A 26289-nucleotide genomic window follows, 5' to 3' on the forward strand; every position below is an offset into this window, starting at 1 on the left:
TTTTCAAAAATTATGTTTAGGATAATATTTTCTCTAATTTATAGTTATAACTTTGTTAATAGTTTAGGAATAATACCTACATATCATTTTTTAAATGAAGAGTTCTAAGGAGAAAGTATCAGCTTTAATTATTACTTATAATGAAATTGGTTACATAGAAAATTGCATCCAATCTATAGATTTTGCCGATGAAATAATCGTAGTTGATTCTTTTAGTACAGATGGAACTTATGAATATTTAGCCAATCTGGATAATGTAAAAGTAATTCAACATCCTTTTGATAACTTTACCTTACAAAAATCATTTGCCTTAAAACAGGCTTCAAATGATTGGGTTCTCTTTATAGATGCAGATGAGGTTGTTTCCGAAAATCTTAAATATGAGATTTTAAAAACACTAAATTCCAACCCTGAACATTCAGCATACTGGTTTTATAGGAAGTTTATGTTCCAGGATAGACGGCTACTCTTTAGCGGATGGCAAACAGATAAGAACTATCGTCTGTTTAGAAAGAGTAGAGTTAAATTTTCTGAAGAAAAATTGGTACATGAGACCTTGAATGTTAATGGGTCTTCGGGAATCTTTAATGAAAAACTCATTCATTATTGCTACAAAAATTTTGAGGAATATAAGGAGAAAATGATAAGCTATGGTCGATTAAAGGCTAAAGAGTCATTTTTCAAAGAGAATAGATTCAATTATGTTTACATGGTTCTTAAGCCAGCTTGGAAATTTTTACATCGATATATCCTTCGATTAGGCATACTTGATGGGAAAAAAGGCATTACAATCTGCTATCTTGATGCACTTGGAGTTCTAGAACGTTATCGAGAATTAAAGAGATTGGAGAATACTAATGACCTTGCTTATTATTTGGTTATGCCAGAATAAGTCCAGATACTCTTCTTTTCTCTTACCTCATTACTTATAAACAGAAAGGTATAATTTTGAACCAGGCAATTATGATTAATTTATTTGCCAATTTGAGGTAATATCTTTACTTATTTTAGCGCTAAGTTATAGTGAAACTCTTCTAATTTTACAAGATCATATTCACATTTTATTTACTTTGCAGATATCTTTGCTTTATTGAACTTAATGCCCTTTTCATGCGCATAAAGCCTGCATTAATTTGGAAAGCATATTGGATATGGTATTCAAAAAACTACATTTGTAATAATGGTGAAAATAAATAATCTTAAATGAGTGCGGTAAGTGTAATAGTTAGTACTTACAGCCAACCTGAACTGCTGGAAAAGGTTCTTTGGGGTTTCAATTGCCAGACTTTTATGGATTTCGAACTGATCATTGCCGACCAGGGATCAGTGGCCCAAACTAAAGAATTGATTAATAAAATAAAGCCCAGCGTATTCTTTGTGATAAATCATATATGGCATGAGAATGAGGGCTTTCCGAAAAACAAAATATTAAATAAGGCCATTTTATCATCCAATTCGGATTACATAATTTTCACAGAAGGTGACTGTATTCCCAGAGAGGATTTTGTTCAGGTTCACTATATAAATAAGGAACCCTCAACATTTATTTCGGGAGTCCATTATTTGTTGCCTTTGAATATATCTAAGACTTTAACGCTAAAGGATATAGAAGAACAAAATTGCTTCAAAATCGACTGGCTTAAAGAGCAAGGAATAAAAAAATCACTCAAAAATCCAAACCCTAGTTCAAAAGGGTTTATTACAAAGGCACTTAATCCTTTAAAACCTGCGAAGTACAATTGGAACAGGCAAAATTCTTCTGGATGGAAAAGAGATATTCTTAAAGTTAATGGTTTTGAAGAAGGTATACGATATAAAGGTGAAGACAGCGTACTTGAAAAACGTTTACACAATTATGGCATTAAGTTTAAGCAACTTCGATATAGTTCAGTCTGTATACAATTAGATCATAAAAGCAGGTTTAAAACGCATGAGGTTGTAAGGGAGAATGCAGTAAACATGAAGTTTCTTGTTATTCAACAAAAAATGATAGGGGATGTATTAGCAAGTACCCTTATTTGCCGCACTTTAAAACATTTATTCCCTGAATGTACTGTACATTATGTTGCAAATGAAAATACGCTGGCGGTATTGAATAACAATCCAGATATAGACCATATCATCGTTTTTAAACAAGAATTTAGCGAAAATAAAAAGGCCCTTTATTCATTTTTAAAATCGATCCGAACGCAATCTTACGATGTAGTTATAGATGCTTATGGGAAATTGGAAAGCAACCTAATTTCTATATTTGCCCAATCGCAACGCAAAATTGCTCACTACAGGTGGTACACTTCCTGGATATATACTGATACGGTAATTGAAAGCCAAATAGCTGATAACAACAATTCACTTGCCAACAAAATCAGATTGCAATTACTTAGTCCTATCGCATCTGAATTTAATGATTATTCCATCTCTCCTAAATTATATCTTAGCCAGGAAGAAATTGATTTAGCCAAATACAAAGTTGGAGAATTAAAAAGAAATTCTAATCAGAAACTGATCATGATAAGTATTTTGGGAAGTAGTGCCTTAAAAACTTACCCCTCTGAATATATGTCTAAAGTTGTTGACGTAATTTGTTCTAAAACTGACGGCATAGTACTTTTTAATTATTTACCAAATCAAAGAGATGAGGCAAGGGCCATTTATGACCAGTGTAACGAAGTCTCTAAATCATTAATAAATTTTGACTTTTACGCAAATTCTTTAAGAGAGTTTATTCTGATACTTTCACAGTGTGATGCCCTAATTGGGAATGAAGGAGGGGCAGCTAATATGGCCAAAGCACTAAGGGTGCCCACATTTTGCCTCTTTAGTCCTTTTATTGTTAAGGAGGCGTGGCATGATAGTTCATCTGAGTTGAATATTGCAATCCATCTAAATGACTATCATCCGGAATTATTTGTAAATATGAACAAAAAGAAAATTAAAAAAGTAATACGATCCCTCTACGCTTATTTTAAACCTATCCTTTTTGAGGACGAATTACTTCTTTTTCTAAATAAGTATTGCAATAGTGCCATAATAGATAATTCGTTGAATGAGAAATACTAAGTTAGATTTAGCAATAATCATTATCAATTACAATTCTTCTGAGTTTTCCCAAAAGTGTATCCAAAGTGTTTTGGAAAATACGACAAGTACAATTTCCTATGAAATCATTATTGTAGATAATGCCTCCAAAAATAGAGATTATGAAACATTGAAAAACTATATTTCTAACCTAAAAAACACCAATATAAGACTTTACAGAAGTAGGATAAATACTGGTTTTGGAGGTGGTAACATGTATGGGGTTCAGTTTGCCCATGCCAACTATTACCTATTTTTAAACAACGACACATTACTCATAAAAGATCCTATAAAAATATGTTTTGATTTTATGGAAAAAACAGGGGATGCGGCATTATGCGGGCCTCAAATTTTTAATGAGCACCAAAAAAAAGAAGTTAGTTTTGATCATTTTACTTCTATAGGAAGGGAAATTTTTGGCAAAAAGATGTTGGAATTTGTTTTTCGAAAAACGAAGCCCAACAGACGAAAACAGTATTCAACGCCATTATCGGTTGATTATGTAAATGGCAGCTTTATGTTTTTTAGGGCTAAGGATTTTGATTCCGTAGGGGGATTTGATACCACAATTTTCCTATATTTTGAGGAGAGTGATATCTGTTATAGGCTAAAGAAAAAAAATAGAAAAACCTATTTTATCCCCTCGGCGTCTTATCTTCATTATCAAGGTAAAAGCATCCAAAAAACCACTTGGAATATTCGAACAAAAATTGAACTTAAAACATCTATGTTCTATGTTATACGAAAGAACTACGGGTATTTTCATTATCAATTGCTAAGAGTGTTTTTTATTTTGCGTTATGGTCTGGTTTCCATTGTAAAACCTAAATATTTTAAATTATTCCATCGTATATTAATTGGACTTCCCATGGGAAAATCGTTAAAACAAGAACAAAGTATTTTGCCATAAGATATGGCCTGAATTAAGTTGTTATAAATTTTATCCTTTTTTAAACAGTAATGATCAAAGAAGAAATAGCGGCTGCAATTGAAATTTTAAAAAAGGGAGGCATTATTCTTTATCCCACCGATACGGTTTGGGGTATTGGCTGTGATGCAACAAATAAGAGTGCAATAGAGAAAATATACAAACTCAAAAAAAGATCGGATAAAAAAACAATGATCTGCCTGGTCTCTAATCAGTTTATGCTGGAACAATATGTAGAAAAAGTTCCTGAAACGGCTTATGATATCATGGATCTATCTGAAAGACCAGTTACTATTATTTACGATAATCCAAAAGGTGTAGCCCGGAATCTTATTGCCGAGGATAACACGCTTGCTATACGTGTTGCATCTGATAAGTTCTGTCAACGGTTAATTCAAAATTTCAAAAGACCCATTGTTTCTACTTCTGCAAATATAGGTGGTGATCCTACGCCGGGAAATTTTTCAGAAATAAGTGAATTGATTTTAAAAGGTGTGGACTATGTGGTAAATTTGGAGCGGAAAACAACTATTAAATCACCTTCCTCCATTATTAAATTGGGTAATGATGGAACTATAAAAATTATCCGCAAGTAGAACAACAAAAAAATCCTGGCTTTATAATTCCGGATTTCTACCCACTTTGGCAACTCAATTCAGAAGTGATCTAAATTATGACGCTGACAAATTATAAAAAAAGCCTACAAGACTCTATTTTTCGCATTATTGCAGACTCTGCAAAGGAGCTATCTGTTGACAGTTATGCTATAGGCGGATATGTTAGGGATCTTATATTGGAAAGAGGTAAATCTAAGGATATAGATATTGTTGCCGTAGGTAGCGGAATTCAGCTCGCTAAAAAGGTAGCCTCAAAACTCAAGGGAAAACCCAAAGTATCTGTCTTCAAGAATTTTGGGACGGCCATGATAAAACATCATAATTTGGAAATAGAATTTGTGGGTGCCAGGACAGAAAGTTATACAAGAGATAGTAGAAAGCCTGTTGTTGAGGATGGAACACTTTTAGATGACCAGAAAAGACGCGACTTTACTATAAATACCATGGCCATATCACTTAATGAATCAGATTTTGGCCAACTACTAGACCCGTTTGATGGGGTTAAAGACCTGAAAAATAAACTAATTCGAACCCCATTAGATCCGTCAATAACCTATTCTGATGATCCTCTAAGAATGCTAAGAGCTATTCGTTTTGCAACTCAGCTGGATTTTGACATCGAAATAAAATCGCTACAAGCTATTACAGAAAATAAGGACCGAATAGAAATAATTTCTCAGGAACGAATTGTTGATGAATTAAATAAAATTTTAGCATGTGATCAGCCATCCATTGGTCTAAAACTTTTACATAATACCGAATTATTACCCTTTTTGCTGCCCGAATTAACTGCTTTGGAAGGTATTGAAGAAATTGAGGGACAACGGCATAAAGACAATTTTTGGCACACTCTTGAAGTTGTTGATAATATTGCTAAGACTACCGACAATTTATGGTTACGCTGGGCAGCATTATTACACGATATAGGTAAGGCACCCACCAAAAGGTTTGATAACAAGATAGGTTGGACCTTTCACGCACATGAATTTGTAGGTTCTAAAATTGTCTTTAAATTATTTAAGAGATTGCATATGCCATTAAACGACAAAATGAAATTTGTCCAGAAAATGGTGCGAATGAGTTCAAGACCCATAATTCTTTCACAGAATAATGTAACGGATGCAGCAGTTAGAAGATTGGTATTTGATGCCGGAGAACATGTAGACGATCTTATGACCCTTTGTGAGGCAGATATTACTACAAAAAATTCTTATAAGCAGAAAAAGTATAAAAACAATTTTAAGCTTGTAAGACAAAAAATCATTGAAGTAGAAGAACGTGATCATTTAAGAAATTTTCAACCCCCAATAAGTGGTGAGGAGATTATGAAAACTTTTAATCTTAAACCCTCTAAAGAAATAGGTATCATCAAAGATGCAATAAAAGAGGCAATTCTTGAAGGTGAAATTCTAAATGAATATAAGCCGGCTTATGAATTTATGATCAAAAAAGGTGCAGAATTGGGTCTTCATGAAAAGTAATCAAGACAAATTTATGGAAAAGTTGTTTTAAGCTGAAATGAGAACTTTTGTTTTAATCAAATGAATTTAATTATCAATATTTATTATTTCTCATAAAGAGAAATATGTGAGTATTTGAATAAAAGAATAGTAATTTTGCTCTGAATTTTGAGTTCCTATGCATAAGAATTTTAGAAAAATTGCCAAAATTTCGTTGGTACTGGTTTATCTGGTAATAATAGCAGGAGCCGTAGTTCGCATGACAGGAAGTGGAATGGGCTGTCCGGACTGGCCAAAGTGTTTTGGCTATTATATACCCCCCACAGATATTTCTCAGTTACAATGGCAACCGGAATTTGCTTATAATGAAGGGCAGGTGATTATTCGAGAAGAATCCCTATGGGTGGCTAAGGAAGATTTCACAACTGGGAGTAATTACAATAAAGTCAATTGGGAGTCGTATCAAAGACATGACTATGCCGTTTTTAATGCCTATCATACATGGATCGAATTTATAAATCGACTTTTAGGAGCACTTGCCGGAATGGCAACACTTTTTTTAGCCCTGGCATCGACTTCATATTGGCGAAAGGATAAAAAAATTACTTTGATTTCCTGGCTTGTTGTATTTGGAATGGGCTTTCAAGGATGGTTGGGGGCAACAGTTGTTTATTCTGTTCTTGAACCTGTAAAAATAACGATGCATATGGTTATGGCCCTTTTCATTGTAGCATTACTGGTCTATCTCATTTATAAAACAGATTCTATTTCTCAAAATGAGAAGTATGACAAAAAAGTAACATTAACCATATGGATCGCATTAGGTCTTACCTTAATACAAATCATTTTAGGAACACAAGTAAGACAGTTCGTGGACCATCAAATAGATTTATTAGGGGAAAATGCCAAAAATATTTGGCTGGTTAATCCATCAATACAATTTTATATCCATCGCTCTTTTTCAATTTTGGTAGTATTGATCAATCTCTACTTAGCATATTCCATATCTCAAAAGAGGCTGGGGTATTCAAAAATAAAATGGGTTTTAGGTCTTCTTTTTATTGAAGTAATTACAGGGGTTGTTATGTATTATTTCGATTTCCCATTTGCAAGTCAACCACTGCATTTGATATTGGCAGCTTTTCTCTTTGGAATTCAATTCTATTTGGTTTTGGAAGCCACAAAAGGAAAAATAAGTCAGAAATCTTTGTAACTTTGCCCCCACGCATAAATTAGAGTTAATGATCTGTAAAATCAGGATAATCCTGGATACTCAAGAAGACATCTTTAGGGACATAGAGATAGAACACTATGCTACACTGGAAGATTTTCACAATACAATTACTCAGGCCTTTGGTTTTTTAGGAAATGAGATGGCCTCTTTTTACACCTGCGATGAGTTGTGGAAACAGGATGAAGAAATTCCTCTTTTTGACACTAGTGAAAATGGTTCCAATGTTCGCTTAATGAACGAGATATCATTAGAGGATATTCTGACCGAAGAAACTCCTAAGCTCATTTATGTATATGATTTTTTAATTATGTGGACATTTTTTGTTGAATTGGCTGATGTAGTTGAAAAAGAAGATGGGAAGCATTATCCCAATGTTTTATTCAGCTTTGGTGAACTGCCTGAAGCTCCTCCGGAAAAGAAATTTGAATCAGATCCATCATTTGATTTTGATGAACCTCTGGAAAACTATGATGATATGGATTTTGATGAAAATTGGAATTAATATCCTTTGACTTAAATAACAAAAGCAGATGTTTATCATATAGCTGCCTAATCTCGATCCCAAATTATATATTGAATAAACTAAAAAACTAATCCCCAAGTTTTTCTATGATCAATCTCTATGCCACCCAAATTGAAGGTGTATCACTGCATCGTATTGGAAATAAAAGTAAAGCAGAACCAGTATTTCTCTCTAAAGAGCCTTTTATCCCTAACAACGAAACAAATGGTTTATTAAAAGAATATTTCTTAAAGCCCTTTCGAGAAAAAGAGGAAAATTATTATCGTCTTACGCATGAGATCGATATGGAATTTAATGAAGTGTATAAGCTTGTCTCTGAAATTTTTGAAAAACCGGAGCGGTCTCATGAGATATCACTTAATCTGACTAAATATTTATATGATCAATCTAATCATCCTCATATAAAAAGTGGTGAGATATATATTGCGTATCTAACAGATATCCTTCTGGATAATGAGAAAACGGATGCGATCGGGATCTTTAAAAGCGAAATAAAACAGGATTTTTTACAGTTCTCAGAAAATGGAACCAATCTCGATTTAATTGTTCAACAGGGAATCAATATCAACAAACTGGATAAAGGCTGCCTGATATTCAATGTAAATAAATCTGACGGTTATAAGGTATTATCAATTGACAGCAATAGGTATGATACGAAATATTGGTTAGAGAGTTTTCTTGGGGTAGATGCCCTGGCAGACGATAATTTTTACACCAAAAACTATCTGAAATTTTGTCAAAACTTTGCAAAAGATGTTGTGCTGCCTGCAGAAGACAAAAAACAGGAAGTTATGTTTATGAACAGGGCTGTTAATCATTTTGCAAAAAATGATGCTTTCGAGGAAGGAAATTTCCTGAATGAAGTAATGGAGAATCCGGATTTGATCCCTGAATTTAGGCACTATAAAAACGAGAAAGGGCCAAAATACAGTATTGAAGATGTTTCCAGTTTTGATATTGCCAATAAAGCTGTCTCTGATACCCGTAAAAAAATAAAAAATGTTATTAATCTGGATACCAATATTCAGATTAAAATGGATTTTATTAATCCTGAATCAGCAGAAAAATTTGTGGAAAAGGGATGGGATGAGGAACGCCAAATGTATTACTACCTTATATACTTTAATAACGAACAGAAAACATAATGTTTATTGAATCTTGATTTTCTTCTCAATAATTTGCTTCATACTCACATCCTGGTAATTACGCTTTACAAAATCGAGAGCAAGATCCAATAATTGCCCCATGGTTTTACATTTCTTAAAATTAACGTCTAAAGTAAGATCATAAATCTGCTTTCTTAAAGATTCAATGTTTTCCGGAAGTGAGATATTATCCAATTTACAGATATTGACCAATCTATTTATTCGATCGCCGGAACTGATAATCCTCTTGGCGACAATAGAGCGCTCTTCAATCTTATATTGATCAACAGAGTCTCGCTGTAGTTTCTTTTGAACCATTTGAACCATTATATAGTTCTCCTTAAAAAACTGCGGGCGGTATACTTTGAGTTTACCTTCAAAACTCTGCTGATCAAAATCAATAGCCCTTATCTTATAAATCACGTGATCAAAATCATGCATGGGAACAATTACATAATTATAAGATCTCATATCCCCTAAAAGCCTGATCATACATCGTTCATTAAATTTTACAAACTCCTTTGCAAGCTGAGCTTTTTCAGATTCTGAACAATTAGGTAACATGTTTTTAATAAATACATCCCCGGGAATTCCGGCAATATGCTCCTCTATCAGGGTATCCTTATGTACAAGAAAATTTAAGTGATAAGGCGATAACAGATGCTCCAATTCCAGGCCGTAAATACGGGATGCATCCGTTTTTTTAATATAGAAATACAAAAAGTTATCATTAAGAATATTCCTGACCTTGATACGGAAGGGTTTGGAATTACCAAAAGTGCAATAATCAACAGCATCAATATTCAAATATTGAAATATCCTATCACTGCCATCAGAATGTAAAATAGAATATACCTGTTTTAAACTTTGATCAATCTCAAGTCTTTCACTATCAGAATAATAAACTCTAACCCATAACGTATCATTGCCATCATCATCATACACCACAACCGAACCCGCGAAACGCAATAAGTCCTCATAAAAAATCGGTATTTCAATTTTTCTGCTATACTGGTCTAAATAAGCATCCAACTTTGGGCTTACGGGATAGGCGGGTTTCTTCTTCGACATTAATCGCTCTCCGGACATATGTTAAATTTTAATTTAGTTGCTTCTGTAACAAAATAACGATTTCTTCGTCAAGTATACTAGACACAACCCAAAAACTCCATCTAATTTGGAAACTATTCTAACAGTAAGCAATCTTACAAAGAAATTCGGCTATCTTACCGCAGTTCAGGATTTATCTTTTTCTATTGAAAAAGGCAACGTTTATGGTATTCTGGGGCCCAACGGAAGTGGAAAATCAACTACCCTCGGAATCGTTTTAAATGTGGTCAATAGTACAAACGGAAGTTTTTCCTGGTTTGATGGAAATACCTCAACCCATGAAGCGTTGAAAAAGGTGGGCGCAATAATAGAGCGGCCTAACTTCTACCCTTATATGACCGCCATTCAAAATTTAAAATTGGTCTGTAAAATTAAAGAAGTTTCTGTAGAAAAAATAAAAGACAAATTGGAACTTGTAGGGTTATGGGAAAGGAAGGACAGCAAGTTCAGGACATACTCACTTGGGATGAAACAGCGACTTGCAATTGCTTCTGCTTTGTTAAATGATCCTGAAATTCTCATTTTAGATGAACCAACCAACGGTTTGGATCCTCAGGGAATTCATCAAATTCGCGAAATCATAAAGGAAATTGCCTCACAGGGCACTACTATTCTTTTGGCGTCGCATTTGTTGGACGAAGTTGAGAAAGTATGTAGTCATGTGGTCATTCTAAGAAAAGGTAAAAAACTTTATTCTGGTAGCGTGGACGGTATGTTAGCCAGTTTTGGATTCTTTGAACTTAAAACTGATAACAACGAGGTGTTGATTAATTTTCTGGAGGAACATCCAGATTTTAGTCAAATTAAAACGGAGAACGGACTTATTACGGCCGTTCTAAATAAGGAGATGAATGCCCGCGAATTGAATAATACTCTGTTTAAAAAAGGTATTGTCCTCTCGCATTTGGTCAAAAGAAGAGAAAGCCTGGAAGAACAGTTCCTAACACTAACTGAAAATCAATCGATTTAAAATCTCCAATCAAAAAATAATGAAAAGGTTATTACAGATAGAATTTATAAAACTTTGGAACAATAGGGCCAGCAGGGCTCTTATCCTATCTTATTTTGTACTTCTTACTTCAATAGCATTGGTCGCGGCCATAAAATTCGATATAGGCCCTGTTAAGTTTCATTTGGCAGAACAGGGGATTTTTAATTTTCCCTATATCTGGCATTTCAATACGTTTATTACCGCTTTTTTTAAACTTTTCTTAGCCATAGTCATAGTGTCAATGATGGCAAATGAATATAGCAATAAAACGATAAAACAGAACCTAATTGATGGGCTTTCCAAAAAGGAATTTATTCTTTCGAAATTCCTTACCGTTATTTCATTTGCCCTGATTTCCACAGTATTTGTTTTTGTAGTTTCAATGATATTGGGACTTATTTATTCAGATTATAATGAAATCTCCATCATTTTTTCTGACTTGGAGTTCCTTCTTGCATTTTTTATAAAACTAGTTGGATTCTTTTCATTCTGTTTATTTCTGGGAATACTTGTAAAGCGATCGGCATTTGCATTGGGTTTTCTAGTTCTATGGCAGGTTTTCGAAGGATTTGTAAGGGGGATGATGCGTTGGCAGTTGTTTGATGGTGAAACTACCGATGCCATAATGGCCTTTTTCCCTTTGAATTCTATGTGGAATCTGATAAAAGAACCTTTTTCCAGACTGGGCGCTGTTCAGACAGTTGCCGATCAAATTGGTGAAGAACTTGCACTGGACTATCATGTTCAATTCTATGAGATTCTTATAGTCATAGGTTGGACTGCCATTTTTATCTATTTATCGTATGCTTTACTAAAAAAGAGAGATTTGTAGTATCTTGTGGTGTTTGAAAGAACACTATGAAAAAGATCGGAACATTATTGCTCCTTCTGATTCTTTGCCCCTTTTTTGTCTCAGGCCAGGGCGAAGCATCCAATTGGTATTTTGGAAATGAAGCTGGGTTAAGGTTTAATAATGACGGCAGCGTTACTGCACTTAAAAATGGTAAACTCAATACCTTTGAAGGTTGTGCAGCTATTTCTGACACTTTCGGTAACCTACTTTTCTATACTGATGGGATTACTGTTTACGACCAAACGAATGAAATAATGCAAAATGGTGAGGGCTTGTACGGCGACTCTTCAAGTACACAGTCTGCCCTCATAATTCCCAAGCCCCAGGACCCCAATCTGTTTTTTATATTTACTGTTGATACTACTATCTTCGAAACGGATCCCGATTTTGGATTAAATTATTCGGTTGTCGATATTTCTTTGAACAATGGTATGGGAGCCGTAATTCAGAAAAATGTTAATTTACTAAGAGACTGTTCTGAAAAAATATCCGCAGTTTTAAAAGACTGCTCAGACAATTCAATATGGCTACTTACACTTGCATCAGCAGATGGAGGATTGGGAAGGTTAAATACATATTACGCCTATGAAGTGAATGCGACAGGTGTAGTAAACACGCCAGTTAAAACAACTTTCGATGATTTAATGGTGAATGATTCACGGGGCTATTTAAAACTCTCTGCAGATGGTACTAAAATGGCTAGTGCTAATGTATTGAGCGGACTCTATATTTATGATTTTGATGCTGCAACAGGCACTCTTTCTAATCAACAAAGAATTACGGTACGTACATCCAATCAATTTGCTTACGGGGTAGAATTTTCTCCAAATAGTAATTTTCTTTATGTACATACTTCAAATAATATTTTGGAGGAATCCGGCCATTTATCTCAACTGCTGCAGTATGACCTAACAGCGGTTGACATTTCTGCTTCAGAACTACGATTAGATTCAAGGCCAATATTTCGTGGGGCACTGCAATTGGCAAATAATGGTAAAATTTACAGAACAATCGCAGAAAATTATAATCTGGGTACTTCATATCTAGGAGCCATTAATAATCCTAATGAAAAAGGAACTGCCTCTAATTATGAACACAATGCTGTGTTTTTGGAAGGGAATGCTACTCAGGGATTACCTCCGTTTATTCAGTCATTTTTTGGTAAAATACAATTGGTTCTAAACAATGATGGAACGAGAAGCAGTACCCTAACAAAATGCACAGGTGAAACTTTAAGACTGGAAGCCGAAGAAAATCCCGGAGCAATCTATACCTGGTTAAAAAATGGAGTCCCAATTGTTGTCCCTACCGGTTATTATTTGGAAATAGGAAATGTAGACATTGATGATTCCGGGCGTTACAGTGTGGAAATTACACCATCCAATCCTTCGGCTTGCCCAATTCTCGGTGAAGCTTTAGTAAATATCCTTCCTGTTCCAGACCCAGTACTTTCTATAACTCAATGTGATCTTGATATTGCTAACTCAACTGATGGCATCACGACAATAAATTTAGAAGAGTTAAACAATGATCCTGAAATAATATTTTATTTCTATGAAAGTATTTCGAACCGCGATAATGACATAAGAATTCCTGATACAAGCGGATATCAAAACACTTCAGTTTTTAACCAAACACTGTATTACAAAGCGGTAAATATTGCGGGATGTACATACTCAGGAGAAATCCAACTCGAAATATCACCAGTTGATATTGAGGCAAGTCCATATGGTCCATTTTACAGTTGCGATGAGATTCCAAATGACGAGATTCTCTTAGGCAGCTTTGACCTGGAAGCTATAGCCGCTAATTATACAAATGAAGAAATTCGGTTTTTTCAAACAAGAGAGGATTTGGCTTTAGAACAAAATGAAATAGACAATCTTTACATTTCCGAAACGTCCACCATCTATGGCCTGCGGGAAAGTTCCGGACAGTGTTTAGGGGTGGATGCTATAGAATTTGTGGTTACTGAATCTCCCAAACTATTCCTGGAAGAGAATTATATAAAATGTGAAGGCACCCAGCTTTTTATTAATGGCCCTGAGGGTTTTGATTCTTACAGATGGTTCCTCCAAATAAATGACAGGGAAGAACTTATATCTGAAAAGCCAGAGGTTAATATAACAGAAGCAGGGGATTATATACTTGAAACAACTTTTATTTATGATATTGGAGGTGCGGAAATACGCTGTGAAAATAGCAAAAAATTCACGGTAATTTCCTCGGGTAAGCCAATAATTCAGAATGTCAATATTACTGATTTTTCAAATAATAATTCGGTGGAGATTGAAGTGTCAGGAGAAGGTATTTATGAATATTCACTTGACGGGACTAACTATCAACCAGAGAATGTTTTTAACAATGTTGAACCGGGTTTTTTAACGCTGACAGTGAGGGACACTAATGGTTGTGGAGAAGTGTTACAAGACCTGTCCGTTATGGGTTATCCCAAATTTTTTACTCCTAACGGGGATGGAGTCAATGATTACTGGCAAGTTACAGGAATAAATGAACAGTTTCAACCTGCTGCCATGATCGCTATTTTTGATCGTTATGGAAAATTGGTTACACAAATCAGTCCCGAACAAAAAGGATGGAATGGCACATCAAGATCTAACATACTACCCGCCTCTGATTATTGGTTTAAGCTAAAACTGGAAGACGGCAGAGAAATTAAGGGCCACTTTACCCTAAAAAGGTAAAGAAAAAGTAATCATAAAATATTATTGATATTGAATATAGCAAGTACAAATTGGGAATAGGTAAGAATAATACAGTCTTTTTTATATTTCTATGCTGGTCATTTTTTTTATCGGCACAGGAATGTAATTCTCCTGTGTTGACATTTCCAGTTAACGGAACAACAGATGTGCCTGTCAATTCCACTATTACCTGGAATGCCGTAGTAGGAGTCCCTGGTTATATTATATCTATAGGAACAACTCTGGGTGGAGTGGATATTGTAAATCAGACCAATGTGGGAGCTGCCCTTTCTTACACTCCTCCATTAGGTTTCCCCGAGAATACTCAGATATATGTCACCATAACCCTTTTCTTTTTTGACCCGGCGATTCCCGATGTCATGTGCCCAAGTTCAACTTTTCGGACTGAGGATGTGACCAGCCCACCCCCATGTAGAACAATGACGAGCCCTGCTGATGGTGCAATAAATGTAAACATAGGATCAAATATTTCATGGAATTATTCGCCCACAGCTACCGGCTATCGAATTTCTATGAGTACGGTCTCTGGTACGGGTAATATTGTAAATGATCAGGACGTAGGTAATGTCCTGTTATATAATCCAATTCTGGACTTGCCACCAAGTACGCAGATATTTGTTCAAATAACGCCATACAATGAGAATGGAGATTTGTCTCCCTGCCTGGAACAAAGTTTTACTACGGGCGCCGTGGCTGTCCTCCCCGGCTGTGCAACCCTTATTAGTCCCTTAAATGGTGAAATAAATGTGCCACTTACCCCTTTGATAGAATGGACAGCAGTGGCAGGAGCTGCCGGATATAAAGTGACTATAGGAAGTTCGCCCTTTACAACAGAAGTACTGGACAATGTGGTTTTCTCAACTAATTCTACTTTTGTGATAAACTTTGAGCCCAATCGCACATTTTTTATAACAATAATACCATTTAACGCTGCAGGGGAAGCTATTGGTTGCATCACAGAATCTTTCTCAACCATAATTGGGTGCGGGCCCTATTTTGATTCAGTTACAGGGGAACTAATCATCATAAATCCCGAAATATCTTTTCCCGACATTATTTCTTTTTGTCAGGATGAACTTCCTTTTTTAGTATCCTCAACAGATGCAGCGGAAGGATTCAGGTGGTTTCAGATAGATGAATTTGGGAATGAAACACTGATCTCAGATACGTCTGATGTTTCCCTTGTGGAGACAGGTGAGTACCGTTATGAAGCCTACAATACTGTTTTACAGGCAAGTGGTACTGTAGAATGCCCCACATCCAAATTTTTTAATGTGGTATCTTCGGAAATAGCAACGATTAATTCTGTGAATATAACCGAACAAGGAGAGGACATAAGAATTACGGTAGATGCCAGTGGTATTGGTGACTATGAATATGCATTGAATGACACAAACGGACCTTATCAGGACAGTAATGTTTTTAATACTGGTCCGGCTGGTTCATACACAGTATACGTTAGAGATAAAAATGGGTGCGGAATTGCGCAAGAACTATTAGAACAGGATTTGACGCTGGAAGGGTTTCCTAAATTTTTTACACCCAATGGTGATGGGGTTAATGACTTCTGGCAGTTTATTCCAACCTCTTTGACCGGAGAAATGAACATAGGTGTAATCTACATTTTTGATAGATATGGGATTTTATTAACCCAGATTATGCCCACTTCGAAGGGATGGGATGGCACATTTAATGGACAACCACTACCCGCCTCCAGTTATTGGTTTAATGCAAGGGATAACTTAAATAACGAAATCAGGGGATTTTTTGCCTTAAAAAGGTAAAACATACATAACAAATACCCTTCTAAGAATAATATTTACCCTTTTGTAACTTTGCTAAATGAAATTTAAGGTAGTATCTGAATTTGAACCAACAGGAGACCAACCTGAAGCAATTAAACAGCTGACAGAAGGTATAGAAACTGGTGAACGTTATCAAACATTATTAGGAGTAACCGGATCTGGTAAAACGTTTACTGTGGCCAATGTAATTGAAGAAGTTCAAAGGCCAACATTGGTTTTGGCTCACAACAAAACATTAGCGGCCCAACTATATTCTGAATTCAAACAGTTTTTTCCGGAAAATGCCGTTGAATATTTTGTCTCCTATTATGATTACTATCAGCCTGAAGCTTATATTCCTACCTCGGGATTATATATTGAAAAAGATCTTTCCATAAATGAGGATATAGAGAAACTGCGACTAAGCGCTACTTCGTCTCTATTATCCGGAAGAAGAGACGTTATTGTGGTGGCTTCAGTTTCCTGTTTATACGGTATCGGAAACCCTGTGGAGTTTCAAAAAAATGTTATCTCCATACAGAAAGATCAGGTTATTTCCAGAACCAAATTCCTTCATCAACTTGTACAGAGTCTTTATTCAAGAACGACAGCGGATTTCCGAAATGGGAATTTTAGAGTAAAAGGGGATGTGGTAGATGTATTTCCAAGTTATGCTGATCACGCCTACAGAATCCATTTCTTTGGGGATGAGATAGAAGAAATTGAAGCTTTTGATCCTTATAAGAATAAGGCATTGGAGCGTTATGAAAATCTAAATATATATCCTGCGAATATGTTTGTGACCTCACCCGATATCCTTCAGGGCGCCATTCATCAAATACAGGAAGATCTTGTAAGTCAGGTTGAATACTTTAAAAGTATTCCTAAACCTCTTGAAGCCAAACGACTCGAAGAACGTACCAATTTTGATTTGGAAATGATCCGAGAATTAGGATATTGCTCGGGTATCGAAAATTATTCAAGGTATCTTGATGGTCGTGAACCTGGCACCAGACCATTCTGCCTACTGGACTATTTCCCGGATGACTTCTTAATGGTTGTAGACGAAAGTCATGTTACAATACCTCAGGTGCACGCAATGTATGGTGGTGACAGGTCCCGAAAAGAAAATCTTGTGGAGTATGGATTTCGCTTACCGGCAGCCATGGACAACCGACCTTTAAAATTTGAAGAATTTGAAGCGCTTCAGAATCAGGTAATCTATGCCAGTGCTACCCCCGCAGATTATGAATTGCAGAACAGTCAGGGTGTTTTTGTTGAACAGGTAATTCGTCCTACAGGCCTTTTAGATCCGGAAATAGATATCCGTCCAAGTTTAAATCAAATTGATGATCTGGTAGAAGAAATACAACAACGGGTAGAACTAGACGAACGCACCCTTGTAACCACACTTACCAAAAGAATGGCCGAGGAGCTCGCTAAATATCTTGCAAGGATCAATGTGAGATGTCGATATATACATAGTGATGTGGACACTTTGGAGAGGGTTGAAATAATGCAGGATTTACGAAAAGGGGTCTTTGATGTCTTAATTGGAGTTAATTTATTAAGAGAAGGTTTGGACTTGCCTGAGGTATCACTTGTGGCAATTTTGGATGCAGACAAAGAAGGGTTTCTGAGAAGTAACCGCTCATTAACGCAAACTGTGGGAAGAGCTGCACGTCATTTAAACGGCAAAGCAATTATGTATGCGGACAGAATTACAGCAAGCATGCAAAAAACGATAGATGAGACGAATTACCGACGGGAAAAACAAACAGCGTATAATATTTCAAATAATATCATTCCTAAGGCACTTAACAAAAGTTTGGACAATGCACTTGCCAAGAATTCTGTTTCTACCTACCATTTTATAAAAGAAGAAATTAGAGCTGCAGAACCTGACTTGCAATATATTACGAAAGATCAAAGGGAAAAGCTGATCAGAGAGAAGAGAAAAGCAATGGAAAAAGCAGCAAAAGAATTAGATTTTATGCATGCTGCAAAACTCAGAGATGAAATAAAGATGCTGCAACACCAGAGCTAAAAAAAGAGCGCCCTGATAAATCAAGACGCTCTTCCTAACCAACTAAACAAACCAACTATTATGAATACCCTTAAGAGGGTACCACATAGTGTTTTTAATACTTATTTCTCAATCTCAATTAATCTTTTGGGTTTAGGAAGTGACTCTTCTTTCTTAGGTAAACTAAACCTTAAAATACCATTTTCATAAGAGGCTTTAATTCCCTCCTCTTTCACGGTTTCTGGGAGCGTAAACGATCTTTTAAATGAAGAATAAGAAAATTCTCTACGAGTGTAACTCGCTTCCTTAACTTCTTCTTCTCTTTGCACTTCACTGGTAATTGTCAAAACCTGTTCATCAATTTCAATATTAAAATCTTCTTTTTTTCTTCCAGGAACAGATAACTCCAATTCGAAACTTGTTTCATTATCCTGAATATTAACTGGAGGAAATGCGCTCCTGTAATTTTCCAATCCGCCGAACCAATCAGGCTTAAGGATTTCATTCATTAAGGAAGGAAAAACCAAATTATTTCTTTTAACTATACTCATGATACTATCTTTTTTATTAAACTTATTTACTTGATTATTAATAGTCAAATCATATACCAAGCTTAACTAACTGCCTTTTTGGCTTATTAACGGGTATTCTTAATGCCATTATGGCGCATTTACTTAACCACAAAGCAATAACTTTTAGTTGCTAAAAGGTTTATTGAAAGCCATGGGCTATATACCCAGAAGAATGAATTTAATAAAATATTGATGCTTAAATTTAGTTGTAATGTGCTTTAAAAATATTAATTAGCACTTCAGGGGGAATTATTTTATCCGGATAATCATGCATAACGGTTAGAACCTGTTCGATGGCAGATGGTGGTAAACCCATGCCAAGGCCAATATTGTGTAGTTTACCAATTTCAATTTGATGTTGTTCCTGATCAACATTCATTAGTAGCACCAATCTATGGAACTGCAGAATACGATCTGCTTGTGTTTTAGGTACAGTTATTTTTTCCTGTTTGTCGAGAAGTGAATCAAATATATCCTTATCAATACCCAAAATAACAGCCACACCGAATAGAAAATTATATTCAGCATCTTTTAAAGCATGATCGGCCTTTGCAAAAGCAATCATTTCGGATAATATGCTAAGTTTTTCTTTATAGCTACTCATTCTTTAATTTGTTAATCCCTCCTTTAATTTAGTCATATCTATAACACCAAAATGCCCAATTTCGTATAAAAAACGGTCCAAAAGACTCAAAAACGGCTAAGGATTCGTTATTTATAATAACTTGCATAAAATGCCTGATATGACCAATAATGATATATTAAAAAAACTTCGTGTGGCATTAATGCTTCGTGATGATCAAATTGTAGAAATTCTTGAATTAGTTGATTTCAGAATTTCAAAAAGTGAAATCGGCGCTTTTTGCCGGAAGGAAGGACATCCTAAATACCGTGAATGTGGAGATCAGGTATTGCGCAATTTCCTTAACGGTTTAGTTATTCATTTAAGAGGGACAAAAGAAAATCCAAAAATCCCAATAGAGGTTTTAAAACAAACAAAAAAACCGGAAAGCACTCCACCTAGGAAATATGAAAAACCGAAAAAAAAGCCTGATCTTAGTTATGTCAAATACAAAAACAAAAAAAAATCCTGAATAAATTCAGGATTTTCTCTTGCATCAATAGTTTGTTATTCCGTAATACGAACCGGAACCGTATACATTTTACCTTCTTTGACACTTGATACTTGTACTTTTTTGTAATTCAACCTGCTTTTTACAAACATTTCCAAGACGTCATCTTCTGTATCAACGGATATGACCACTATTTCATGGTCTGCATTTAAAGTAAACAAAACATTGGCTGTCAAATCATTATCGTTAATAATAAAATTGTTTCTTTCTAACAGCTCTCCTATTTGAGTAGCAATATTAGTGTTTGGATCTGTTGATGTAGGTTCGGTTGCAAAAAGATTTCCTGATGTTAGTAGAACTGCCGCTACTAAAACGAAACTGAATTTTCTCATGATGTTGTTTGTTTAATGATTGATGAATAAATTAATTGATGATTTGTTATAATAGACGACCAATAATTAAGAATGTTACAGCTATTCTTAGTTTTAACAAAACTTTAATCAATAGTTTAACTACTAATTCCTTAGAAACCAGAAATTATTTGTGTGATATAAAGCCCTAAAAAAGGTTAATGGTAATTTAATATAGATAACACATTGTTACTTATAGAAATAAAAAAAAAGGCTATGTTCAAAACATAGCCCTTTTTTATAAAATCTTAGTAATCCTAAATTTCGGCTAAAACTTCTTTTACTTTATCCGCTGCTTCCTGGAATTGAACAGCTGAGTGTACGGCAAGTCCGGAATTATCAATTATCTCCTTGGCCAATTCGGCATTAGTGCCTTGTAATCGAACAATAATAGGAATTTTAATAGCATCTCCCATATTTTTATAAGCATCTACGACCCCTTGTGCTACTCTGTCGCATCTAACGATACCTCCAAAAATATTTATAAGGATAGCTTTCACCGCAGTATCTTTTAATATAATACGAAATGCTTCTTCCACCCTTTTGGCATCAGCAGTACCACCCACATCAAGAAAGTTAGCCGGTTCCCCGCCTGCCATTTTTATCAAGTCCATAGTTGCCATTGCCAATCCCGCTCCATTGACCATACATCCTACGTTTCCATCAAGATCCACATAATTCAATCCTACAGCACGCGCTTCTACTTCAATGGGGCTTTCTTCACGCAAATCCCGCATTTCGGCATATTGCTTTCTCCTGTATAGGGAATTATCATCTATAGATACCTTGGCATCAACAGCCATTATCAAATTATCCGATGTCTTAAGAACCGGATTTATTTCAAACATATTAGAATCACTTTGGTCATATGCCTTATAAAGTGCTGTAACAAATTTGGTCATTTCTTTAAAAGCAATTCCGGATAAACCCAGATTAAAAGCTATTTTTCTGGCCTGGAATGCCAATAATCCAACAGCCGGATCAATTTCCTCCGTAAAAATAAGGTGCGGTGTTTTATCAGCTACATCTTCAATATCCATGCCCCCTTCCGTTGAGTACATTATCATATTTCTTCCACTAGACCTATTCAGTAAAACGGACATGTAAAACTCACTCGTTTCACTTTCACCCGGATAATAGACATCTTCCGCAATCAGTACCTGATGCACTTTTTTACCCTCTGCTGAAGTTTGAGGGGTAACTAAGTTCATTCCTATAATATTACCTGAAACCTCCTCTACTTCTTTTAAATTTTTTGCCAGCTTTACGCCTCCTCCTTTTCCCCTTCCACCTGCATGCACTTGTGCCTTAATCACAAACCATTTAGTGCCGGTTTCTCTTGTAAGTTGTTTTGCCACATCTACGGCTTCTTGCGGACTGTGGGCGACGAGACCGCGTTGAATTCGTACTCCAAAACTTGCCAAAATTTCTTTTCCCTGGTATTCGTGAAGATTCATATTACAATTTGTGATTGTTAAGAGGCAAAAATAGGAAACGGACGGCATTTACCCTAATAAAACGATAAATAGGACTTAATCTTTTTAAGAATCCACAAACTTTGGAGTAGTATTCTTTGGAAAGGAATATTAATAGTCATCCAGTCAGTTTTTATATCTAAATTTTAAAAGCTTTAAAATCTAATGGATCAAAATTTCTGAAATGACCATTCAATTCTATGAGTACTTTAGTACGATTAACTTCATTTAGGACCTGAATGGTTACCAATAAATGATTCATTATAAATTGCAAACGTTCCCTTTCACTTGCTAACTGTAAGAGCTGGTATTCCTGTTCAAATGAAAGACCCATTTTGTGGGCAAGGGTATAGCTATTAAACATTTCTATTCCAATGGGCGCAAAAGGAACTTCCATAAGTTGGTATAACTCCTTAAGTTTTTGAAATACTTCTTGTTTCGCAGTTAATTCACTGTCCTTAATATTATCTATGAATTGTACCTCGCCACCGGCATATAGTCTTTTATTCATTGAGTTATCAAAAGAAACCACCCTGAATATCTGTCTCGCTACACATACAACATCCATTGCCCCACTTTCATAGGTGTTAACGACTTCCATCAACTGAACCTCAGTTCCAAAAGCAATATTATCATCAATATACACTGGTATACCAAATGTAATAGCCTCTTTACGGCAATCATTGATAAGTTGTTTATACCTTTCCTCAAAAATGTGTAAAGGCACCTTTTCACCGGGAAAGAAAACAGATTGCAAAGGGAAAAAGGGTAGTTTCATATTAAAATATTTTTCTAAAAATACAAAGTGAACTACATAGTCGCAAATGATGCATTAATTAAGATTGTTATATTTGTAACTATTTGTTTTATTTATAATTATTCTGCGTTTTATTTTGTGCAATAGCCCCAAGTATTTTAGTTTTGTTCAAAAGCAAGGTTAAGATGAAGTATACCGATCTATTAAACATTACAAAAGAGTACGGAAATCCTGTATATGTTTACGATGCTGAAAAGATAAAATCTCAGTTCAACAGGCTAACCAATGCCTTTAAAACAGTTAAAAAATTAAAATTAAATTACGCTGCAAAAGCACTTTCCAACCTAACAATATTGAGGTTAATGAATGACCTTGGGAGTGGTTTGGACACCGTATCAATACAAGAGGTAAAACTAGGACTTATGGCTGGTTTTAAGCCTGAAGAAATCATTTATACCCCGAATGGAGTTTCTTTAGAGGAAATAGAAGAAGCCGCAGCTTTAGGAGCACGAATAAATATTGATAATCTTTCTATCCTTGAGCAATTTGGCAGCAAACATCCTGATATTCCTGTATGTATTAGAATAAACCCTCATGTAATGGCCGGTGGAAATTCTAATATATCGGTGGGCCACATTGATTCAAAATTTGGTATTAGCATCCATCAAATTCCTCATTTATTGAGAATTGTTGAACTAACTAAAATGACAATCAATGGCATACATATGCACACCGGGAGTGATATTTTGGATATTGAGGTGTTTTTATATGCCTCAGAAATTCTCTTTGAAACTGCCAAAAATTTTAAAGAGCTGGACTTTATAGATTTTGGAAGCGGATTTAAAGTACCATATAGAGATGGAGATATAGAGACCAATATTGAGGAATTGGGTGAAAAATTAAGTAGTCGGTTTAATGACTTTTGTGAAGAGTATGGAAAAGAACTGACTTTGGCTTTTGAACCAGGGAAGTTTCTTGTAAGTGAAGCCGGATACTTTCTAGCAAAAGTAAATGTGGTAAAACAGACTACTTCTACCGTTTTTGCCAGTGTAGATTCCGGCTTTAATCATCTAATTCGCCCTATGCTCTATGGTGCCAATCATGAAATAATCAACATCTCCAATCCGGAAGGAAAAGAACGCTATTATTCAGTAGTTGGCTATATCTGCGAAACCGATACCTTTGCCAATAACAGGAGAATCAATGAAATTGCTGAAGGTGATATCCTTTGTTTTAAAAATGCAGGAGCTTATTGCTTTAGTATGGCCAGTAATTACAATTCGAGATACAGACCGGCTGAAGTCCTTTGGTATCAGGGTAAATCTGTACTTATACGGGAAAGAGAATCTTTTGATGATCTGATTAGAAATCAAATTGATATTAAAGATCTGTTTGCAACAAAGAATCAAAAAGCCATAGTGAAATAAAGCAGTTAAATTTTCGTTAGTTTTGGTATAGTATTTGGACTAATAACTCAAATCAAATCTTATGAAATTTAAGTCCCTGGCAATTTCTAAGCCCTTTCTCGTAGTCATTATTGGTTTATTAACCTTTACCGCAAGCGCTCAGCAGGTTAATTGGCTTAGCTGGAATGAAGCTGCATCACTGGCAGCAACAGACAAGAATCCAAAGAAAATCTTTGTGGACGTCTATACCGATTGGTGTGGCTGGTGTAAAAAAATGGATAAGGATACTTTTCAAAATGCAGAAGTGGCAGAATACATGTCCAATAACTTTTATATGGTTAAGCTGGATGGAGAAGGGAAAGAACCCATTGATTTTAAGGGCAAGACCTATAAGTATGTACCGTCGGGTAAAAGAGGTTACCATGAGTTTGCTGCGGCTCTAATGCAAGGGCGGTTAAGCTACCCGACTGTGGTATTCATGGATGAGCAACTCAATATGCTCTCTCCTGTACCCGGATATCAAAAACCAGATCCCTTTTTAAATATTGCCCGATATTTTGGAGATAATATTTATAAGGAAAAAGACTGGAAAACTTATAGTGGAAATATAAAATAAATTATCTGCTGTAGTTGGGAGATTCCTTAGTAATTGTCACATCATGAGGATGGCCCTCATTAATACCGCTCGCTGTAATCTTAACAAAACTTCCTGTTTCTTTTAAAGTGTCAATATCTTTGGAACCGCAATAACCCATCCCGGCCCTGAGACCACCAATAAATTGATGTATACTTTCATATAGCTCTCCCTTATAAGGAACGCGACCTACAATACCTTCAGGTACCAATTTATTAATATCATCTTCGACGTCCTGGAAATACCGGTCCTTACTTCCCTCCTTCATGGCCTCTACAGACCCCATTCCTCTATAGGACTTAAATTTTCGACCTTCGTAGATAATTGTTTCTCCCGGAGATTCTTTGGTCCCCGCCAATAAAGAGCCAAGCATAACACAATCTGCTCCGGCTGCGATCGCTTTTGGGATATCTCCGGTATAACGTATTCCACCATCAGCAATAACCGGAACGCCGCTACCCTTAATAGCTGCTGCAACTTCCAACACTGCCGAAAATTGTGGAAACCCAACACCTGCCACTACTCTTGTTGTGCAAATTGAACCAGGTCCTATCCCAACTTTGACGGCATCTGCCCCGGCCTCTACTAAATATTTTGCGGCATCCGCCGTGGCAATATTACCAACTATAACATCCAGCTCCGGGAATTGTTTCTTAACGTCCTTAAGTATCTTAACTACGCCCTTTGTATGTCCATGGGCAGTATCTATAACTACAGCATCAACTCCGGCTGCCACCAGTGCTTCTGTCCTTTCCAAGGCATCTGGAGTTACGCCTATAGCCGCTGCTACTCTTAGCCTTCCATATTTATCTTTATTTGATATTGGCTTTTGAGTTAGCTTCGTAATATCCCGGAAGGTGATAAGTCCTACAAGTTTATTCGAACTATCGACAACCGGAAGTTTTTCAATTTTATTGATCTGAAGTATCCCCTCTGCCTGCTCCAGGGAAGTTCCTTCTGCGACAGTAATAAGATTGGATTTTGTCATTACCTCCGCAATAGGACGGCTATTGTCCTTTTCAAACCTAAGGTCTCTGTTGGTTACAATACCGATAAGTTTTTGATTTTCATCAACAATGGGAATACCCCCTATACTATGTTCCCGCATATTTGCTTTGGCGTCGCCAACCAATGCATCTAGATGTAATGTCACCGGATCCAAAATCATCCCGCTTTCAGCTCTTTTTACTTTTCGAACTTTAACTGCCTGTTGCTCAATGGACATATTCTTATGTAATACACCAATACCTCCTTCACGAGCCATGGCAATAGCCATTTTTGATTCAGTAACCGTATCCATCGCAGCTGAAACTATAGGAACATTTATAGTGATGTTCCTGGTAAACTTTGTCCGAATACTTACTTCTCTGGGGAGTATTTCGGAATAAGCAGGAACTAAAAGGACATCATCGTATGTGAGGCCTTCTCCAAGAATTTTATTAAGGTGAGCTTCCATGGCAATTAAGGATTAATTGCGTGCAAATATA

At 35.8% G+C, this 26289-nt stretch carries 23 protein-coding genes; 16 read left to right on the top strand and 7 right to left on the bottom strand.

Going from position 1 to position 26289, the window contains the following annotated elements:
- The first annotated feature begins 94 nt into the window (after positions 1-94).
- The 8 genes from Q0X66_RS04105 to Q0X66_RS04140 all read left to right on the top strand — a co-directional run bounded on the left by Q0X66_RS04105 (position 95) and on the right by Q0X66_RS04140 (position 8985).
- Positions 95-892 carry a glycosyltransferase family 2 protein gene (locus Q0X66_RS04105; RefSeq protein ID WP_297703475.1) on the top strand — a complete coding sequence of 266 codons (798 nt, stop codon included), beginning with the start codon at positions 95-97 and terminating at the stop codon, positions 890-892.
- Between the two features lie 311 nt (positions 893-1203).
- Positions 1204-3060, top strand: coding sequence for a glycosyltransferase family 9 protein (locus Q0X66_RS04110; RefSeq protein WP_297703477.1), 1857 nt, complete (start codon positions 1204-1206; stop codon positions 3058-3060).
- Positions 3047-3988 carry a glycosyltransferase family 2 protein gene (locus tag Q0X66_RS04115; protein ID WP_297703479.1) on the top strand — a complete coding sequence of 314 codons (942 nt, stop codon included), beginning with the start codon at positions 3047-3049 and terminating at the stop codon, positions 3986-3988. Before Q0X66_RS04110 ends, Q0X66_RS04115 begins: the two co-directional genes overlap by 14 nt.
- A 50-nt stretch (positions 3989-4038) precedes the next feature.
- Positions 4039-4602, top strand: a complete 564-nt coding sequence (locus Q0X66_RS04120) for an L-threonylcarbamoyladenylate synthase (RefSeq protein ID WP_297703481.1) — start codon at positions 4039-4041, stop codon at positions 4600-4602.
- A 77-nt stretch (positions 4603-4679) separates the two neighbouring features.
- A complete protein-coding gene (locus Q0X66_RS04125; protein ID WP_297703483.1) occupies positions 4680-6104 on the top strand; it encodes an HD domain-containing protein in 1425 nt (474 codons plus the stop codon).
- Between the two features lie 157 nt (positions 6105-6261).
- Complete coding sequence (locus Q0X66_RS04130; RefSeq protein WP_297703485.1) at positions 6262-7296, top strand: heme A synthase; 1035 nt, start codon at positions 6262-6264, stop codon at positions 7294-7296.
- 28 nt (positions 7297-7324) lie between these two features.
- Entirely contained in the window at positions 7325-7819 is a 495-nt protein-coding gene (locus tag Q0X66_RS04135) for a hypothetical protein (protein WP_297703487.1), read from the top strand.
- A gap of 107 nt (positions 7820-7926) precedes the next feature.
- Positions 7927-8985 (top strand): nucleoid-associated protein, encoded by a 1059-nt coding sequence (locus tag Q0X66_RS04140; protein WP_297703489.1) that lies wholly within the window; start codon positions 7927-7929, stop codon positions 8983-8985.
- Positions 8986-8988: 3 nt separating this feature from the next.
- On the opposite strand, the gene Q0X66_RS04145 is transcribed toward Q0X66_RS04140, so the two are convergent.
- Positions 8989-10074, bottom strand: a complete 1086-nt coding sequence (locus Q0X66_RS04145; protein WP_297703491.1) for a hypothetical protein — start codon at positions 10072-10074, stop codon at positions 8989-8991.
- 88 nt (positions 10075-10162) lie between these two features.
- Between Q0X66_RS04145 and Q0X66_RS04150 the strand changes: the two genes are divergently transcribed.
- The 5 genes from Q0X66_RS04150 to uvrB all read left to right on the top strand — a co-directional run bounded on the left by Q0X66_RS04150 (position 10163) and on the right by uvrB (position 18496).
- Positions 10163-11065, top strand: a complete 903-nt coding sequence (locus tag Q0X66_RS04150) for an ABC transporter ATP-binding protein (RefSeq protein WP_297703493.1) — start codon at positions 10163-10165, stop codon at positions 11063-11065.
- 19 nt (positions 11066-11084) lie between these two features.
- Positions 11085-11918: an ABC transporter permease gene (locus Q0X66_RS04155; RefSeq protein ID WP_297703495.1), complete on the top strand. Its 834-nt coding sequence runs from the start codon at positions 11085-11087 to the stop codon at positions 11916-11918.
- Positions 11919-11944: 26 nt separating this feature from the next.
- Positions 11945-14644 carry a T9SS type B sorting domain-containing protein gene (locus Q0X66_RS04160; protein WP_297703497.1) on the top strand — a complete coding sequence of 900 codons (2700 nt, stop codon included), beginning with the start codon at positions 11945-11947 and terminating at the stop codon, positions 14642-14644.
- A gap of 137 nt (positions 14645-14781) precedes the next feature.
- Positions 14782-16449: a T9SS type B sorting domain-containing protein gene (locus tag Q0X66_RS04165; protein ID WP_297703498.1), complete on the top strand. Its 1668-nt coding sequence runs from the start codon at positions 14782-14784 to the stop codon at positions 16447-16449.
- A 58-nt stretch (positions 16450-16507) separates the two neighbouring features.
- Positions 16508-18496, top strand: a complete 1989-nt coding sequence (uvrB, locus tag Q0X66_RS04170) for an excinuclease ABC subunit UvrB (RefSeq protein ID WP_297703499.1) — start codon at positions 16508-16510, stop codon at positions 18494-18496.
- A 101-nt stretch (positions 18497-18597) separates the two neighbouring features.
- On the opposite strand, the gene Q0X66_RS04175 is transcribed toward uvrB, so the two are convergent.
- Both Q0X66_RS04175 and Q0X66_RS04180 read right to left on the bottom strand, forming a co-directional pair.
- Entirely contained in the window at positions 18598-19026 is a 429-nt protein-coding gene (locus Q0X66_RS04175; RefSeq protein ID WP_297703500.1) for an Hsp20/alpha crystallin family protein, read from the bottom strand.
- Between the two features lie 223 nt (positions 19027-19249).
- Positions 19250-19651, bottom strand: a complete 402-nt coding sequence (locus Q0X66_RS04180) for a TerB family tellurite resistance protein (protein ID WP_297703502.1) — start codon at positions 19649-19651, stop codon at positions 19250-19252.
- A 139-nt stretch (positions 19652-19790) separates the two neighbouring features.
- Here Q0X66_RS04180 and Q0X66_RS04185 point away from each other — a divergent pair, with 139 nt between their 5' ends.
- Complete coding sequence (locus tag Q0X66_RS04185) at positions 19791-20141, top strand: DUF1456 family protein (protein WP_297703504.1); 351 nt, start codon at positions 19791-19793, stop codon at positions 20139-20141.
- 35 nt (positions 20142-20176) lie between these two features.
- Here Q0X66_RS04185 and Q0X66_RS04190 read toward each other — a convergent pair whose 3' ends face one another.
- From Q0X66_RS04190 to Q0X66_RS04200, 3 genes are all read right to left on the bottom strand, one after another.
- The gene (locus Q0X66_RS04190; RefSeq protein ID WP_297703506.1) at positions 20177-20512 is read right to left on the bottom strand and encodes a hypothetical protein; all 336 of its coding nucleotides are present in this window, start codon (positions 20510-20512) and stop codon (positions 20177-20179) included.
- Between the two features lie 275 nt (positions 20513-20787).
- The gene (gene sucC, locus Q0X66_RS04195) at positions 20788-21987 is read right to left on the bottom strand and encodes an ADP-forming succinate--CoA ligase subunit beta (RefSeq protein WP_297703508.1); all 1200 of its coding nucleotides are present in this window, start codon (positions 21985-21987) and stop codon (positions 20788-20790) included.
- A 157-nt stretch (positions 21988-22144) separates the two neighbouring features.
- Positions 22145-22783, bottom strand: a complete 639-nt coding sequence (locus Q0X66_RS04200; RefSeq protein ID WP_297703510.1) for an LON peptidase substrate-binding domain-containing protein — start codon at positions 22781-22783, stop codon at positions 22145-22147.
- 143 nt (positions 22784-22926) lie between these two features.
- On the opposite strand from Q0X66_RS04200, the gene lysA reads away from it, so the two are divergent.
- Positions 22927-24189 (top strand): diaminopimelate decarboxylase, encoded by a 1263-nt coding sequence (lysA, locus tag Q0X66_RS04205; RefSeq protein ID WP_297703512.1) that lies wholly within the window; start codon positions 22927-22929, stop codon positions 24187-24189.
- Between the two features lie 61 nt (positions 24190-24250).
- On the top strand, positions 24251-24784 hold the full coding sequence (locus tag Q0X66_RS04210; protein WP_297703514.1) for a DUF255 domain-containing protein: 534 nt from the start codon (positions 24251-24253) through the stop codon (positions 24782-24784).
- A gap of 1 nt (position 24785) precedes the next feature.
- Here the strand turns inward: Q0X66_RS04210 and guaB are convergent, their stop codons facing one another.
- Positions 24786-26258 (bottom strand): IMP dehydrogenase, encoded by a 1473-nt coding sequence (guaB, locus tag Q0X66_RS04215; protein ID WP_297703516.1) that lies wholly within the window; start codon positions 26256-26258, stop codon positions 24786-24788.
- Between the last annotated feature and the right edge of the window lie 31 nt (positions 26259-26289).

This window comes from uncultured Eudoraea sp. (genome assembly GCF_947260015.1).
GTDB lineage: Bacteria > Bacteroidota > Bacteroidia > Flavobacteriales > Flavobacteriaceae > Eudoraea.

What these genes read in the sequence shown, in the direction of transcription:
- Q0X66_RS04125 (WP_297703483.1), top strand. Translation starts at nt 4,680, where the DNA reads ATGACGCTGACAAATTATAAAAAAAGCCTACAAGACTCTATTTTTCGC.
- Q0X66_RS04180 (WP_297703502.1), bottom strand. Translation starts at nt 19,651, where the DNA reads ATGAGTAGCTATAAAGAAAAACTTAGCATATTATCCGAAATGATTGCT.
- Q0X66_RS04155 (WP_297703495.1), top strand. Translation starts at nt 11,085, where the DNA reads ATGAAAAGGTTATTACAGATAGAATTTATAAAACTTTGGAACAATAGG.
- Q0X66_RS04190 (WP_297703506.1), bottom strand. Translation starts at nt 20,512, where the DNA reads ATGAGAAAATTCAGTTTCGTTTTAGTAGCGGCAGTTCTACTAACATCA.
- sucC (WP_297703508.1), bottom strand. Translation starts at nt 21,987, where the DNA reads ATGAATCTTCACGAATACCAGGGAAAAGAAATTTTGGCAAGTTTTGGA.
- Q0X66_RS04185 (WP_297703504.1), top strand. Translation starts at nt 19,791, where the DNA reads ATGACCAATAATGATATATTAAAAAAACTTCGTGTGGCATTAATGCTT.
- Q0X66_RS04105 (WP_297703475.1), top strand. Translation starts at nt 95, where the DNA reads ATGAAGAGTTCTAAGGAGAAAGTATCAGCTTTAATTATTACTTATAAT.
- Q0X66_RS04160 (WP_297703497.1), top strand. Translation starts at nt 11,945, where the DNA reads ATGAAAAAGATCGGAACATTATTGCTCCTTCTGATTCTTTGCCCCTTT.
- Q0X66_RS04210 (WP_297703514.1), top strand. Translation starts at nt 24,251, where the DNA reads ATGAAATTTAAGTCCCTGGCAATTTCTAAGCCCTTTCTCGTAGTCATT.
- Q0X66_RS04135 (WP_297703487.1), top strand. Translation starts at nt 7,325, where the DNA reads ATGATCTGTAAAATCAGGATAATCCTGGATACTCAAGAAGACATCTTT.
- uvrB (WP_297703499.1), top strand. Translation starts at nt 16,508, where the DNA reads ATGAAATTTAAGGTAGTATCTGAATTTGAACCAACAGGAGACCAACCT.
- Q0X66_RS04145 (WP_297703491.1), bottom strand. Translation starts at nt 10,074, where the DNA reads ATGTCCGGAGAGCGATTAATGTCGAAGAAGAAACCCGCCTATCCCGTA.
- guaB (WP_297703516.1), bottom strand. Translation starts at nt 26,258, where the DNA reads ATGGAAGCTCACCTTAATAAAATTCTTGGAGAAGGCCTCACATACGAT.
- Q0X66_RS04115 (WP_297703479.1), top strand. Translation starts at nt 3,047, where the DNA reads ATGAGAAATACTAAGTTAGATTTAGCAATAATCATTATCAATTACAAT.
- Q0X66_RS04175 (WP_297703500.1), bottom strand. Translation starts at nt 19,026, where the DNA reads ATGAGTATAGTTAAAAGAAATAATTTGGTTTTTCCTTCCTTAATGAAT.
- Q0X66_RS04120 (WP_297703481.1), top strand. Translation starts at nt 4,039, where the DNA reads ATGATCAAAGAAGAAATAGCGGCTGCAATTGAAATTTTAAAAAAGGGA.
- Q0X66_RS04140 (WP_297703489.1), top strand. Translation starts at nt 7,927, where the DNA reads ATGATCAATCTCTATGCCACCCAAATTGAAGGTGTATCACTGCATCGT.
- Q0X66_RS04130 (WP_297703485.1), top strand. Translation starts at nt 6,262, where the DNA reads ATGCATAAGAATTTTAGAAAAATTGCCAAAATTTCGTTGGTACTGGTT.
- Q0X66_RS04200 (WP_297703510.1), bottom strand. Translation starts at nt 22,783, where the DNA reads ATGAAACTACCCTTTTTCCCTTTGCAATCTGTTTTCTTTCCCGGTGAA.
- Q0X66_RS04110 (WP_297703477.1), top strand. Translation starts at nt 1,204, where the DNA reads ATGAGTGCGGTAAGTGTAATAGTTAGTACTTACAGCCAACCTGAACTG.